Below are 14,104 nucleotides of genomic sequence, written 5' to 3' on the forward strand. Positions count from 1 at the left end.
ATGTTAAAATTTACAACACTGATATATTCTCTGTTGATTATGGTAGTGCTAGCTGGTTGTGCCAGTAACGATAGTACCTCATTAAAAAATGAAGAATTAAATGAGCAAACAGATACAGAAGAGAAAGTGAACGAAACAACACTTGATTATGATGGAGATGGAGGGTACTTATGGAAGGTTGTTAACGGAGAGACAACCATGTATTTGCTAGGAAGCATACATTTAGGTCATGAAAAATTTTTCCCGCTTGCAACTGAAATTGAAGAAGCGTTTGAGAATTCTGATGTCATACTTCCAGAAATAAATATGTTTGAAGCTGAAGTTGATAAAGAGAAAATTAATAAAATGGCTTTATTTGATGATAATACGACGCTTGATGACGTTTTATCAGAAGAGTTTTATGCAAAGCTTTCAGACATATTTGAAGCACACGGAATGCCTGTGGAGACTTTTAACCACTATCAGCCATGGTTTGTAGAGGGTTTATTAGCAGATCTTGTTACGAAGCAAAGTGTTTTAACACCAGAGTATGGAGTTGATTTATATTTCCTTAAACGTGCACTAGAAGACGATAAAGAAATTGTTGATCTAGAAACGATCGAAACGCAATATGAAGTTCTAAGTGGCTTTAGTATGGATACACAAGTGCAAGTTTTAGAAAGTTATATAGAGACATATGAGGAGCAAGCTGATTGGTTAAACCAATTAGGATATAACTGGGTGCACGGCAATAACAATAGCAATAGAGATGCATTTGTTAAACAGCTGTCGGATAGGTTGGAGAGTGTTGATAAAGAGTACAAAGAAGAGTTTAATGACACTCGTAATATTAATATGGCAAACAAACTTGATGAAATTCTACAGAATGACAGTGGACAGACTTATTTTGTTATGGTCGGTTCTGCACATGTTGTGATTGATCCGAGTGTCCCAAGTGAACTCGAGGAAAAAGGATACAAAATCGAACGCATATATTAAGGCACGTGAATGAAAATTATTAACTGATCAATACAAGTAGTCGAAGGCTATTGCACAACGTACTGCGGGAGTCCACGGGCGGTCCCCCGTGCTGGCTAGCCGGTATGTATTTACGGATCTGCTTCGGCTAGGCGCTGCCTATCTGCGCTGGAACATCCGAACCTTTAAAAAGGGAGAATTAATCGTGAACAATAAAAAATGGTATTTTTTGGGAATATCGCTGATCGTCTTGAGCTTCGCCGGAACGGCTTGTCAGCCGCTTGATTTTGTTGACAAGTTGCCCGCGTACGAGCAGAAATGGACGTTTACGCAGGACGAGTTGAATGCGCTCGTCATCGACAGCGAATATGACGTGAACATGGAGTTCATCGCCAGCCCCGACGACACCAACTACGTGGAAATCACCGGCAATATGCAGCAAAATACGATCGATCAGTTGAAAGCGACAGAAATCACAGGGAATGCGTTGGAACTCCAGCTGCAGAAAGATGTGAAATTAGCCGCCCCAAACTACAAGTCCATCAAGACGCGGATTATTGTAGCGCTGGCGGATGATACCCGGCTGCAGCAGATCAGCTATAAATCGGGCTCCGGCAATACCAGCTTTATCGGCTTGAAGGCGGAAAATATCGACTTGTCTGTTTCTGCTGGCAAGCTGCACGCGGAAGCTATCACCGCCGGACGGTTGAGTTTAACTTCAAAATCCGGGGATATTACGGCGGAGCGGATCCAGGGGGATGCGGAAATCCAGCTGCACTCCGGCGATATCAAGGTGGATGGGCTGAAGGGTGCCCTGAAGGTGCAGTCGACTTCCGGCAGCATTACCGCCGTGGATGTCGACGGCTCGGCCGATACCTCGCTGCATTCGGGCAATATTAAGTTTGACCGGTTTACTGGAAATGGCGTGTTTAAATCGACCTCCGGCAACATTACTTTGACGGGGCAGCGTTCGGACAGCCTGGATATCTCCATCCGTACTGGTGACGTGACTTTGTCGCCCGATCCGGAGTTCAAAGGGTTCTTCGACCTGAAGACCACATCCGGACACATCACGGCACCCGAATCCCCGCAAGAGACGACGGACGTTATCAAGGTACGGGCAGCTTCGGGCGATATTCGGATCTGGTGATGGGGGCCGTCAGTGAAAGCTCATGGTGAAAGAGGTGAGGCAGGCTTACGTCTCTGTTGAAAAATAGCGGTAATTTGTTCATTTAATAAACAAAAGGGAGGTGAGGAAGTGTTCACAGAGAGGAGTCGACGTAAAGCCGCGCGACGGGTCAAGGCCGGGAACGGACGTCCACTAAAGGACTTCCGCTGGTGGCAGCCGCTCTCCCGTGCCCTGTTCTACCTTCCGTTGACAAACGATGATGACCGACAAGTGGTCTTCGCCGTTGACGTCTCGTATTGGCAACAGTTTCTGGCGGATGATGGTAAGGGCAAGGCCCATCTATACCTCGATGGCAAACATCACACCGAGTCCAAACTCCCTGCGGCCTTCCCCGTGGCTGGAGGAACAATCGAAGTAGCGTCTACAGTTTTCGGCCTCAAACGTTGCCACTACGTCACCGACGAAGGAGCCGTGCACCAGCTCATCCCGGACGAGAGTTCCGCCGAAGGGCGGCGCGCTCGTCTTGATCGCGAGCACCCGTCGTTGAGCCGATGGATCGGATTCATTTCGCTGATCATGCTCATCGTTCCTATGATTCTCGCCATTCCTCAGATCATCGATTCGCTCACTCATGTACCTCTGATAGCTCAGCACCTCGGGACCTTCAACTCGCCCATTGCTCTGCCGTTGTGGCTCAACATCGCGCTCGGTCTCTGCGCCGCAGCAGGCAGTGTGGAGCGCGCAACACGACTGCAATGGAACGCGTTGCTAGACGGTAGCTTTTAGTAGGTAGCTGCCCATGCGATTCAATTTATCTATATACCGAGGCATGCTTCAAGTCTCAACCGGATCGAATTTAACATTAAATATTTTGTAGAAGAGCCTAGAGCTGATTTATATCGTAATGGCAAGCATATTGTTTATTCTAAGCTTCCAGCTACTTTCCTAATCGAATTTTTAAAATAACTTAAACGAAATAAAAGGGCTATCTAATGGATCATTCATGCGCAGCATTGTAACTTGAAGTTGCTATTAAAGCAGCTCCAGAAGAAACATGTGATTATGATGAAATTGATCCTATTAATCAGCATCGATACCGTTTCTAGTCGTTTCCAAAATGATTTGTTGCGTGTCTGTTCCGCTGCTTTCCAAAAAGTAGAAGATGGATTGCTCAAATGTATATTGCTTGATTATAGACATTGTATTTCTCAGCTGAAAGAGCTCAAAAAAGCGGATAAGTTTGCTGATTTCCCCATCATATGTCCCTATGCATATGCTTAAGTTTACTGGAGAAAGTCTCTGCTAAAGGAAGAATATTTCAACAGTGATAATCTGTGCAGAACGATGGAGCATAGCTATTTTTATAGATCACCATTAATTATAAGGGATCTTTTGAAGTACTTTGCAGACCAAATTGTCAGACATCAAATGAGTGTATCGGGAGGTATCCATCCAAACAGTTTATTCTGAGCACTTGAAAAAACAGTAACTAAGTTTAGTGACAATTTCTTCAAGGTGTGGTTGAGTATAGCAGGGAAGAGAAGTGAGGGAATATACAACTCCAAAAATCGGTTGATCTATATGTTAAAAAATTGAATTTTTAAAACCCGTTGATGATTAATTCCAACGTTTTTTTATTTTTATTAAAACGATGATGGAAGAAATCTAAGAAGGGAAAAGGGCAAATTGCGCAAAGGGTACAAGTTCTTGTCCTTTAACGTAACGGTACACGTTCTTGTCCTTCGACAGATTTGTCGGGGGACAAGAACATTTTCCTATTAAGTGTCGCTATTTTAGCGGCTACTTTTTATCGGTATAAGTTCTTGTCCCGAGTTGAGGACAAGAACTTATACCGATTGCCGAAAAGGACAAGAACATGGCCCGATTACCGATTAGATAAATATCTGATTAAAAAATAGAGCTATTTCATTAAGCTAGGGGCAGATAGTTGAATCAAACAAGAGTAAAATTTCCCAACCGGTTTACTTTTGTTTGGGGAAAGGCCGCAACTGGCCGTAATGCGAATAATCGAGCCTGAGCCTGTATTTAGTGATATGAAGAACAACCGAGGATTCAAGAGGTTCATTCTTCGAAGCTTCTTAAAGTAAGTTTGGGGGTCGGGTGGCTTTCTCTTGCCCACAATCTAATTAAGAAAGACGCTGTCGACGCCAAAAACCAAGGAGCTAAGCGAGAATAAATCGCTTGGCTCTTTCGAATACCATGCTATTTTATTGCTGAGAGTATCCGAAACTTTGCTTTTGGGACACTCCTTTTTTAAACAGAGAGGTCAGGAAAGGGGGGGAATTCCACATAATTTCCTTAGGAACAGAAGACTTGAACCTCTTCTCATCCGTTGCGACATGTTCGATATGACTCACCTTGTAAGTAATTCCTTCCGCCGTAATCTCAATGTCTGTTCTAGAATCCAGCCAATTTCTAACATCTTCAAGTGTGTTTTACAACGGTGAAAACACCGCTTATCATCTCAAATAGAAAACAATGTCTGAAATATGAGAGAGCCGCTAACCGCGTAATAGGGTTATCGGCTCTGTGTCTGTACGGCTAGCTCTTTGACATGCGTTGTCAGCAGCCTCTCGATTATGTCACTTGTTGCTGGTCTTCTTGATCAAGTCCACGCCATCGTATGCCAGACTTTCCACACTTGCCGCCTTCTGCAGGATGTAATGATCAAAAAAGTTCTTCGTATAGTCTGTAACAAGATTTCGCATCTCCATAGCATCCCGTTCGCCTCTGATTTCCTCATTAACACTGGTAAACACGATGTCGCAGTAATCTAAATGCGCAGCACGATCAACAGAGAAATAATAGGTTTCCATGCTATTGTTAGCGCCAATTATCGCATTCATGTTATAGTTAGGTTCACAAAACAGTAGCAAGAAGGGTTTCTTAAGGTCGCTGTCGAGAAGGCCGAACGCACCGCTATCGAGGCCAATCCCACAGGCGAACCGGTCGTCGTCCCGGCAAACAATCGCCGTCGTAAGCCCTCCATAAGAATGTCCGACGATGCCCATGCCGATGTCAAGCAACAATCTGCCCTTAAAGATGGAATTCAGCTCTCCAGAGTCCAGTTTGTAAAGATAATCGGCTACATACCTTACATCTTCTGCCTGTAATTCACTATACTCTGTTAACTTGGCAAGTATCGGCAGTGTAAGCACGTTATGGCACATCTCAATGGCAGTTTCATCGTCAGGCCGCATCTCCATCTCACCAGCCAACGCCAGCATCTCCGGATCTTCAGAAAACGCTGTAATGACATCCGAAAAATCCTTTGATACATTAAACAGGCGCCCATCTTTACGCTTATACATCGTGCTATTCTGATGGCCGATACTAACCACGACATATCCCATGCTTGCCAAGTCTGTACAGATCACTGTACCCCATTCTGGAGAACCGCCCCCGCCGCAAACATAGAATAACACCGGATAGCGCTTTTCCTTCCCGGAGAGAGCAAGGTCGTCGTAACACTGGGTCTTGATATCTATAGAGAAAACATCCTTCAACGCAGTGACAAGTGGCTGCTCATTAAACATCTCGTAGACTTCAGGAAACATGTACGTTGATGTAGTCTTACCTTCGCTACTGTCGGACGGATAGTACACAAACGCCGTCAGTTCTCTTTTTGAGTGATCTGATGCCGTGTACTCAAAATCCATCTGGGTTCGACCGACAGTATAACCGCCAATTGGTTCTGGAAATGCGTCATAGGTTTTCATTTTCTTGTTCCCCCTTAATTAATAAAAGTGGCGAATGTGAAATACATACATTGCACTATAAGCGCTTTTCAAAACTGTGAAACGATTACATCCTGTCTTCAGTGAATCATATCTACTCCTTGGCTTTCTTGAGATCGCTAACAATTTCAGCATATTTATGATCTTCTAGCAGCCCATGACTCATAAAGTCAGTAAAGTACTTGCTAATCTTATTTTGCAGCGTAGAGTCCTTAATATTGAACTCCCTATAAAACATGACTAAATTAAACTGCATTGACTCAAACATAAAAGAAATCAGGTCGTCGTCAAGATCAGGTCGGAGATATCCATCAACTCTCATTCGGCGCAAAATGTCCTTAATCAAGGGGAAAGACTCGCCCTTTAGCACATTCAGATATACTTTAAGTAAAACGTTCTCAGGAATGTATAAAAATGTTTCAGTGAGTTTGATTTCCAGCTCATTCAATGGCTCAGTCACAGTGCCATTAACGTTACCAAATAAGCCAGTAAGGAAAAACCGGTAAAGGGAATCTTCATTACTGTTATTAAAATACGCAGCTCTTTTCTGGGTCACATTACGTACTAAGAGACAATAAAGGTCATCTTTGTCTTCAAAATACCGATAAAATGTTCCCGGGTGCATGGACAAACTATCCAAAACCATCTTCATAGTTATATCCTCGTAAAGATGATCAACAAAAAGATGCATAGCGTTATTAGATATTTCCTCGCGCCTTGCTTCGTCTAAACGAATGAAAGAATTTTTTGGCATAGATTACTCCTTAATGTGAAGTGTGAATTGATTCACACTATACCGATAATCTATTCACATGTCAAGTAGTATTAAAATACTAATATCATTATAAAAAATGAAAACTATTGCATAGAACATTATCGGGTACTTGAAAAAACTCGGCATGTGGTCGAATGCGTGGCAAACAATTGGCCGGCGATGGACGATTTTATCTTGATCCGTAAATAAAGAAAAAGACGACAATGTGGAAGGGGAGTCGTCTTTTTGAACTAACCGTAATCTAACTTTCCATTCTTTATACTAAGGTAGCAGTTGCAAGATAACTCATATTAAACAAGGAGGAACTAAGAATGAGTTTCAAAAAATCTACAGTCGGTTTGTTGGTATTAGCTTTAATGTCAGTGACATCGATAACAGCTTTTGCAGCCAATGAGGTAACCAAGAAATTATATCCTGCTGCTCGTCCGCCGGGTATAACCAGTGACATCGAAGGAGCTCAGCAGGATAGAAGTGTGGATGAGGATGGACCCACTTCAGTTGAAGCTGTTCCACCATTGCCACCCATTGAAGATGGACCCGTTTCAGTCCAAGCCGTTCCACCATTGCCGCCCATCCAATAATTAACTGTACCTGCACATAATCTTGTAACTGCACAGCCAATAGTCGTACAATTCATTTGTGCGGCTATTGCATTGTTTGGTTTGTTGAGGAGGAAACTTCATGAAATTGCTGCTTGTAGAAGATGAAACTGCACTTCGAAATATCATAGCAAAGGGCTTGAGAAGATGTAATTACTCTGTGGATTTAGCTGCTGATGGTGAGGAAGCTCTGGAATTTTATGAGGTTTATGACTATGACTTGATTGTGCTTGACCTGAACCTTCCTAAAATAGATGGTATCGAAGTGTTAAGACGAGTCCGGTCGAACAATAATGAAATTAAGATCCTGATTTTGTCTGCTCGTACTGAAATAGAAGATATAATTAAGGGGCTTGACGATGGAGCCAACGATTACTTGGTGAAACCATTTGATTTTAATGAGCTGGAGGCAAGAATTCGCTCTCTGCTAAGGCGTTCTTTTATTCAAAATGATGTTGTATTGACACTTGGAGATATGAAGGTCAATACAGCGCAAAAATTTGCGGCTATTTATGACATCAAATTCGATTTAACCAAAAAAGAGTATTCTATATTAGAATATCTTATGTTCAATAAAAATAAAGTCATTAGCCCAGAGCAATTGATAGAGCATGTCTGGGATAGCGAAGTGGATTCATTTTCAAACTCATTGAAATATCACATCTATTCATTGAAGAAAAAAATACGTGCTGTCTCAGCTAACGACGAATTCATTAAAAATATCCGTGGTCAAGGATATATAATTTCCGAAAGCAAGGTTGATGGAAATGTTAAATAAGTTATCTTTGCAAATCAAACTAACGCTGCTCACAGGTTGTATTATTATTTTGGTCACCACTTGTTTAACAGGGATTTCAATCGGTAATTTTGGGTACAGTTTTTCTATTGCGCCTATTCCTGCATTAAGTGTAACCCCAGTCGGTGGCAAAGATATCAATGGAAGTCTAAATGAAAAAGCACCATCCCATGATGGCCGCATGGCAGCATTAGAAAAGGCAAAACAAGATTTCGCTGCTCGAAGTATAATTTGGATGATGCTCATAATGATTATAGGTATCGGAATGGTTTATTTTATTTTAGGCAAGGCTCTTAAACCAATGACCACTTTAAATACGATGATTAAGGGGATTAATGAGCATAATCTTTCGACCAAAATTATTATTAGCTCAAAAGACGAGGTAGGAAGCCTTGCCGAATCCTTTAACATTATGCTGGATAGATTAAATCGCTCATTCGAAAATCAAAAGCAATTCGCAGCCAATGCAGCCCATGAGCTTAAGACACCGCTAGCTACGATAAAGGCTGGAATTCAAGTTTTAAAAATGGATGAAGCGCCATCAGTAAACGATTATAAAGAAAATATCGATATTACAGAACAAAGTACAGAAAGACTTATAAAAGTAGTAGATGATTTATTAAATCTTAACTCAACCAAGAATGAACATTTTGCAGGTGAAATAGCTCTACAAGAAGTAATAGAGGATATTTTAAATGAATTGAGCATATTTATTGATGAAAGAAACATAGCAGTGTCTTTTGAAAATTGTGAACATACATTCATTGGAAATAAAAGTCTCATACATAGAGCCCTGTACAACTTAATTGAAAATGCAGTCAAATACAACGGGTCGGGTGGAAGGATACAAATAAATTCAGAAATGATTGAGACGGTGATACTAATCCATATATCCGATACGGGTATGGGCATTGCAGATGATGAATTGCCGAATATATTCGAACCCTTTTATCGTGTAGATAAGTCTCGCTCTCGTGAGATTGCCGGCTCGGGGCTTGGGTTAGCCATTGTCAAATCCATAGTTGAGAAACATAAGGGTCAGGTGAGAGTTCGTAGTGAGCAAGGTGTAGGTACAACTTTTAGTTTACAGTTTTCAAGTAATGATTCGGATTTGGGATAAAACCACCTCTAAATGCGGTCGCTCATTGTTGAGCGAACTTCGTTAGAGGTTTTTCTTTGATGTTGTACAAATATGGAGCAGCCATCATCTACGGGTATTTTGAACTACGTGCTGAAAAGCGTGGGCCTCTTTGGCTTTCGGCGTTATGGTCGTCCTGATCCGATCGGAATGTATTCCGTCGGGCCCATCGGGGGATTGTATTCAGTTCTTTCGCTCTGGATTTCGTCCGTTATCATTAACCGAAACAAGAAAAAAATTGCGGTAAGCATGAAGGAAACATTAGTTGTGAAACAAAATCTTCTGTGATACGATAAGATATATTGTTTCGCACAAAACAATATTATTATTTTGCGCAAAACAATAAATATAAACAAAAGGTGGAGTGGAGCATGCAAAAAATCAATCCCGTCACGCTAACGGATGTCGTTACCGATCTCGCAAATCGTCGTCACATCCCCGGCGAAACTGGCTTTTATCTCCGGCCAAGTGGCCTTGAATGCCGAGGGAGAGCTGATTGGGCCTAATGATTACGTCGCTCAAGCACGGCAAGTATTTATGAATCTGAAGCTGGCCATCGAAGCTGCGGGCGGCAGCGCTGAGCATGTCACCCAAATGAGGATTCATGTGGTGAACCACCGGCCGGAATTGGCAAATATCGTTTTTCAAGCGGGAGCCTAGGTATTCGGTTCCGAATGGCCTTTGACCGCAAGTACGTTTCTGGGGTTCAGGCGCTTGCTTTCCCGGAGTGGCTCATTGAAGTCGACGCGATTGTCGCACTTCCGCAGCAAAACTAAAGACGAGGAGGGGGACGAACATGAATTACGAAGTCATTATTGTCGGAGGCGGACCGGTCGGGATGCTGCTTGCAGCCGAGCTCGCGCTCGCCGAAGTCAACGTATGTGTCCTTGAACGTTTGAAAGAGACGACGCCGTATTCCCGGGCGTTGACGCTTCATCCCCGGAGTCTAGAGATTCTGGATATGCGGGGCTTGAAGCCGAAACTGCTGGAGACGGGGAAGCCGATCTCCACCGGACATTTCGCGGCGCTGGATACTCGCCTGAATTTCTCCAAGTTGGATTCCTCATCCAATTATACGGTCTTCATTCCCCAACATGATACTGAGAAGGTGCTGGAGGATTGGGCGCGAGAACTGGGAGTGGGCATTCATCGAGAAACCGAGGTTAAATCTATTAGTCAGGATGAACATGGTGTAGAAGTGACAGCGGTGGGACCGGAAGGAAAGCTCGTACTGACAGCGGACTATTTGGTCGGTGCCGACGGGGCCGGAAGCATCGTACGGAAGCACGCTGGCATTCCGTTTGTCGGTACAAGCGAGACGATTACGGCCATACTTGGAGATGTGGTTCTGACCGAGCTATCCGAGCCGAGCATTTTTTCGCAGTTCAACGAACAGGGCCAGATCATGGTTGTACCCTTGAAGAACGGCTTGCATCGGATAGTGGCAATCGATCCCGAGCGGGTCCATGTCCCCAAGTCGGAACCGGTTACGCTGGAGGAACTGCGTTCGGCCATGGTGCGTATGTTGGGAAGCGATCTGGGGATTTCCGACCCTTACTGGCTGTCCCGCTACGGGAATGCGACGCGTCAGGCGGAGCGTTATCGGGATGGGCGAATCTTCCTCGCAGGCGATGCGGCGCATATTCATTTTCCCGCTGGCGGACAAGGGCTGAACGTCGGCTTGCAGGAAGCGATGAATTTGGGCTGGAAGCTGGCTGCCGAGCTGAAAGGGCGTGCTCCCGAATGGCTGCTCAACAGTTACCAATCGGAACGGTTTCCGATCAATACGGCGCTGCTGCGTAATACCGAAGTGCAAACCTTCCTGATGGGCTCTGCGTTCACTTCGGACATGATCAATGTGCGCTGCATGCTCTCCGACCTACTTCTTGTCCCGGAGGCTAATTATAAATTGGCGAGCCAAATTTCCGCCTTCAACATTCAGTATGCATCCGCCGCAGACGATCTGCCGCACGAGCTCAACGGACGCCGGCTACCGGAGCTGAAGCTGTCTTCGGCGGATGGAGCGCTTCGGAATACCAATGCCTATGAGCTGTTTCGCACCGGCTCTTACGTGCTGCTTCATTTCGCCGAAGACGATCGGATAAGAGATGTGGTCGAAGCAGCGGGGGCAAAGTGTATTTGCCTCGTATGCGCTTCGCTAGAATTGGAAGCGCCGGACTGGAGCGATGTCCATACAGTCCTTGTTCGCCCGGATGGATACGTCGCTTGGGCGGTCTCACGATCGGAATCGAACCCGATGAACGTCATCGCGACAGGAATCAGCCGCTGGTGCATTCATCCATCTATCCGATAAAATGGTTTTGCGAAAAACAATTATTGTATAATAGGAGGGATACGATAAAGGAGGCATAATAGCTTATGCAGAACAAAGAACTCTCGAAGCAGTGGGTATACACCCTGTTCCTTCAATTGCTCACTCAGCATGACAGGAGAGATAACCAATTTGCCATACGGTTCGACGAAGAATTAAATAGTGTCGAGGCGGAACTGGGCATGAAGCTTAATTTGAACCTGTCAGAGATTCATCTGATCGCCAATATAGGAAGCGGAGACTCGCTTAACGTCACCGCGCTCTCGGAAAAAACAGGGTTGACAAAGGGCTCCATCACAAGAGTGAGCAAAAAATTGCTGAAGCTGGATTTGATTCGGCGGCAGCAGTTTTCCGATAACAAAAAGGAAGTGTATTTCACCTTAACGGAAAATGGAGAACGGCTCTGTCGCATTCATGACCGGCTTCATCAGGAGATCGAGATGCGCTTCAAAAAGTTTCTTGAGAAGTATACGCCGGAGCAACTGGCCTTCGCACGGGAATTTCTGCAAGACTTGCTGAATTGGGACTACTGATTGCATGGCATGAGCGGGACTCCGGCTATCTTGCAATGAGAGGAGTGTGAACGTCATGAGCGTCGCTAAGACGATTCGTGATAGAAGAAGCATCCGTACATTTAATCGGACGCCAGTGTCGAGGGAATTGGTCTTTCAATTGTTGAATGACGCGGTATGGGCGCCGAATCACGGCCTTCGCGAGCCTTGGCGGTTCGTCTATGTTGAGAATGAGAGCGGCAAGGAGCGTAGGCCGATCTGATCATGTCGGCTTCCGGCAGCCACAAGTGTCTGTGGACAAGAACATAGTTCCATTGAAAGTCGCTATTTTAGCGGCTTTTTTGTTTTATCGGTACAAGTTCTTGTCCCGAGCCAATGACAAGAACTTGTACCGATTGCCGTAATATCTAACGGATTGAAACTCGGAGACAATTTGTTGACAATTTGTTCAATAAATGATGATATCTCTGGACTATATTAAATATATGAAACTAAAAATTGATTTTCGTATTGTTTTGGAGAAGAAAAATGGAAGTACACGGAGGTACAAAAAATGAAGAAAAAAATATTCCAATCGTTTTGGTTTCAGTAGTAACGCTTTTAACAGGGCTCGCTCTAGGAGGATACTCATCAGATCAATCGATTTCTTCGTCAAATGAAAAGATGTTCATTCCCAGACTCTAGAACGTGTAGAGTGACGAAGCTGGAAAACAAGGCAAGTGACAAAGGCAGAGGATTCCAAGAAAAAAAACAATCAAAGCCATACGTTAATTCAAAGTGATAATAGAACACTTTGTTGTAAATTCAGTGAAAGTTGGAGGTATAGAAAATCAATGAACGTACCTTTTAAAGGAATAAAAATGATATTTGTACTGCTCATTTTGTTAGTAACCATTACAGGATGCTCCGCAAAAATGCCTGTATCGTCAAATGAAGATCATTCTTCAACGAATCTACCTCAAAATACATCCCCCACAATCGAGACAAGGAATGAAACACCCGAAGTGACGAACATACCATCAAACCCACCGGTTGAGTATGATCCTGCCTGGCCGGACCGTACGGTGAAGTCTTCTAACGGGCATCTTGTGAATAGTTGTGTTCCTGATGAGCTGCGCGATAAAGCAACTACATTGACAACCAGCGATGGGGTGTATCTGTCGGCACTTGTGCTTGGTAGCGGAGATAAAGGAGTCCTGCTTGCACACGAGCAAGGCTATAACATTTGCTCTTTTCTTGACATGGGAAATGAATTGGCTGAGAGTGGATACCTGGTTGTTATTCCTGAATATCGTAATCACGGTGCCTCACAGGATATTCAAGAGGATATTCAACATATAGATCGTGATGCAGATGCAGCCTTAAGCGAACTCAAACGATTGGGTGCAAAGAAAGTATTTTTGGCAGGAGCATCATGTGGCGGTAGTACAGCAATCATTGCAGGCGTTCGTCAAGAGCTGCCTATTGAGGGGCTAATTATTCTTTCTTCTCCTGCACAATGCGGGCCCCATGATGCAATTCCAAGTGTCAAAAAGATTAAAGCGCCATCCTTGTTTGTTTTTTCACCTGGTGATTATGGAGGCTCAATTGAAAAAGAAGTGCGCAAATTATATCAAGCATCCGGAGCAACAGATAAAGAGTTAATTGTGGATGAGAGTGGTTATCATGGAACAGATATGTACCATAAGGGAGAGCACGGTGATGCATTAAAGTCCAAGCTCATTGACTTTGTTAAAAAGAAATTTAATTAAAGTAAACTCAAAATGAGGGTGTTTATTCTGAGGCGTCCGTGTTGGTCGGGCATTTTCTCTTGTATCCTAATTGATTTTTGCATTTTTGATATTTCATAGAAAATGTAATCGAAAAAGAAACGAAGCAAGTATTTCAATAGTTCATCAAGTTTTGCTAATATTTCAGTACGTTACACTGGGGAATAATTCTTATGGGAATGTTATTTATTATCTTTGATTTTTTAAATGAGACTAATTATCAAAATTATCATTTAAGTAAGTATGCCGCTGTGAGTGTAGAATGGTATGACTCCAAAAAGTTAGACACAATATTGTTAGGAGCTGCTTTGTCTTATTTTATCTGTTTCAGCGCCTCTG

14 protein-coding genes are annotated in these 14,104 nt (G+C 43.6%); 12 read left to right on the forward strand and 2 right to left on the reverse strand.

From position 1 onward, the window contains the following. The 4 genes from WDY75_RS16115 to WDY75_RS16130 all read left to right on the forward strand — a co-directional run bounded on the left by WDY75_RS16115 (position 1) and on the right by WDY75_RS16130 (position 3,367). Complete coding sequence (locus WDY75_RS16115) at positions 1-978, forward strand: TraB/GumN family protein (protein WP_082834403.1); 978 nt, start codon at positions 1-3, stop codon at positions 976-978. A gap of 88 nt (positions 979-1,066) precedes the next feature. Next, positions 1,067-2,107, forward strand: coding sequence for a DUF4097 family beta strand repeat-containing protein (locus tag WDY75_RS16120; protein ID WP_231888076.1), 1,041 nt, complete (start codon positions 1,067-1,069; stop codon positions 2,105-2,107). 108 nt (positions 2,108-2,215) lie between these two features. Then, the gene (locus WDY75_RS16125) at positions 2,216-2,872 is read left to right on the forward strand and encodes a hypothetical protein (protein ID WP_063479579.1); all 657 of its coding nucleotides are present in this window, start codon (positions 2,216-2,218) and stop codon (positions 2,870-2,872) included. A gap of 276 nt (positions 2,873-3,148) precedes the next feature. Further along, entirely contained in the window at positions 3,149-3,367 is a 219-nt protein-coding gene (locus tag WDY75_RS16130) for a hypothetical protein (RefSeq protein WP_006210681.1), read from the forward strand. 1,322 nt (positions 3,368-4,689) lie between these two features. Here the strand turns inward: WDY75_RS16130 and WDY75_RS16135 are convergent. Next, positions 4,690-5,826, reverse strand: a complete 1,137-nt coding sequence (locus WDY75_RS16135) for a choline esterase (RefSeq protein ID WP_063479578.1) — start codon at positions 5,824-5,826, stop codon at positions 4,690-4,692. Positions 5,827-5,938: 112 nt separating this feature from the next. Further along, a complete protein-coding gene (locus WDY75_RS16140) occupies positions 5,939-6,598 on the reverse strand; it encodes a TetR/AcrR family transcriptional regulator (protein WP_006210686.1) in 660 nt (219 codons plus the stop codon). Between the two features lie 332 nt (positions 6,599-6,930). Here WDY75_RS16140 and WDY75_RS16145 point away from each other — a divergent pair, with 332 nt between their 5' ends. The 8 genes from WDY75_RS16145 to WDY75_RS16180 all read left to right on the forward strand — a co-directional run bounded on the left by WDY75_RS16145 (position 6,931) and on the right by WDY75_RS16180 (position 13,747). After that, positions 6,931-7,200 (forward strand): hypothetical protein, encoded by a 270-nt coding sequence (locus WDY75_RS16145; protein WP_063479577.1) that lies wholly within the window; start codon positions 6,931-6,933, stop codon positions 7,198-7,200. Between the two features lie 100 nt (positions 7,201-7,300). Then, on the forward strand, positions 7,301-7,996 hold the full coding sequence (locus tag WDY75_RS16150; protein ID WP_006210688.1) for a response regulator transcription factor: 696 nt from the start codon (positions 7,301-7,303) through the stop codon (positions 7,994-7,996). After that, positions 7,986-9,134, forward strand: a complete 1,149-nt coding sequence (locus tag WDY75_RS16155) for a sensor histidine kinase (protein ID WP_063479576.1) — start codon at positions 7,986-7,988, stop codon at positions 9,132-9,134. Before WDY75_RS16150 ends, WDY75_RS16155 begins: the two co-directional genes overlap by 11 nt. 420 nt (positions 9,135-9,554) lie before the next feature. Continuing rightward, a complete protein-coding gene (locus WDY75_RS16160; RefSeq protein WP_231888075.1) occupies positions 9,555-9,812 on the forward strand; it encodes a RidA family protein in 258 nt (85 codons plus the stop codon). Between the two features lie 136 nt (positions 9,813-9,948). Beyond that, positions 9,949-11,466 (forward strand): monooxygenase, encoded by a 1,518-nt coding sequence (locus WDY75_RS16165; protein WP_063479574.1) that lies wholly within the window; start codon positions 9,949-9,951, stop codon positions 11,464-11,466. Positions 11,467-11,531: 65 nt separating this feature from the next. Beyond that, a complete protein-coding gene (locus WDY75_RS16170) occupies positions 11,532-12,017 on the forward strand; it encodes a MarR family transcriptional regulator (RefSeq protein ID WP_006210693.1) in 486 nt (161 codons plus the stop codon). A 55-nt stretch (positions 12,018-12,072) separates the two neighbouring features. Next, positions 12,073-12,258: a nitroreductase family protein gene (locus WDY75_RS16175; RefSeq protein ID WP_063479573.1), complete on the forward strand. Its 186-nt coding sequence runs from the start codon at positions 12,073-12,075 to the stop codon at positions 12,256-12,258. Positions 12,259-12,715: 457 nt separating this feature from the next. Beyond that, complete coding sequence (locus tag WDY75_RS16180; RefSeq protein WP_197477127.1) at positions 12,716-13,747, forward strand: alpha/beta hydrolase; 1,032 nt, start codon at positions 12,716-12,718, stop codon at positions 13,745-13,747. The last annotated feature ends 357 nt before the right edge of the window (positions 13,748-14,104 follow it).

It is taken from the genome of Paenibacillus glucanolyticus, assembly GCF_037333485.1.
GTDB classification, from domain to species: domain Bacteria; phylum Bacillota; class Bacilli; order Paenibacillales; family Paenibacillaceae; genus Paenibacillus_AQ; species Paenibacillus_AQ glucanolyticus.

Excerpts from the sequence above, each read along its gene's own strand:
- WDY75_RS16135 (WP_063479578.1), bottom strand. The coding sequence starts at position 5,826 with ATGAAAACCTATGACGCATTTCCAGAACCAATTGGCGGTTATACTGTC.
- WDY75_RS16145 (WP_063479577.1), top strand. The coding sequence starts at position 6,931 with ATGAGTTTCAAAAAATCTACAGTCGGTTTGTTGGTATTAGCTTTAATG.
- WDY75_RS16160 (WP_231888075.1), top strand. The coding sequence starts at position 9,555 with ATGTCGTTACCGATCTCGCAAATCGTCGTCACATCCCCGGCGAAACTG.
- WDY75_RS16115 (WP_082834403.1), top strand. The coding sequence starts at position 1 with ATGTTAAAATTTACAACACTGATATATTCTCTGTTGATTATGGTAGTG.
- WDY75_RS16175 (WP_063479573.1), top strand. The coding sequence starts at position 12,073 with ATGAGCGTCGCTAAGACGATTCGTGATAGAAGAAGCATCCGTACATTT.
- WDY75_RS16130 (WP_006210681.1), top strand. The coding sequence starts at position 3,149 with ATGATGAAATTGATCCTATTAATCAGCATCGATACCGTTTCTAGTCGT.
- WDY75_RS16165 (WP_063479574.1), top strand. The coding sequence starts at position 9,949 with ATGAATTACGAAGTCATTATTGTCGGAGGCGGACCGGTCGGGATGCTG.
- WDY75_RS16140 (WP_006210686.1), bottom strand. The coding sequence starts at position 6,598 with ATGCCAAAAAATTCTTTCATTCGTTTAGACGAAGCAAGGCGCGAGGAA.
- WDY75_RS16170 (WP_006210693.1), top strand. The coding sequence starts at position 11,532 with ATGCAGAACAAAGAACTCTCGAAGCAGTGGGTATACACCCTGTTCCTT.
- WDY75_RS16155 (WP_063479576.1), top strand. The coding sequence starts at position 7,986 with ATGTTAAATAAGTTATCTTTGCAAATCAAACTAACGCTGCTCACAGGT.
- WDY75_RS16150 (WP_006210688.1), top strand. The coding sequence starts at position 7,301 with ATGAAATTGCTGCTTGTAGAAGATGAAACTGCACTTCGAAATATCATA.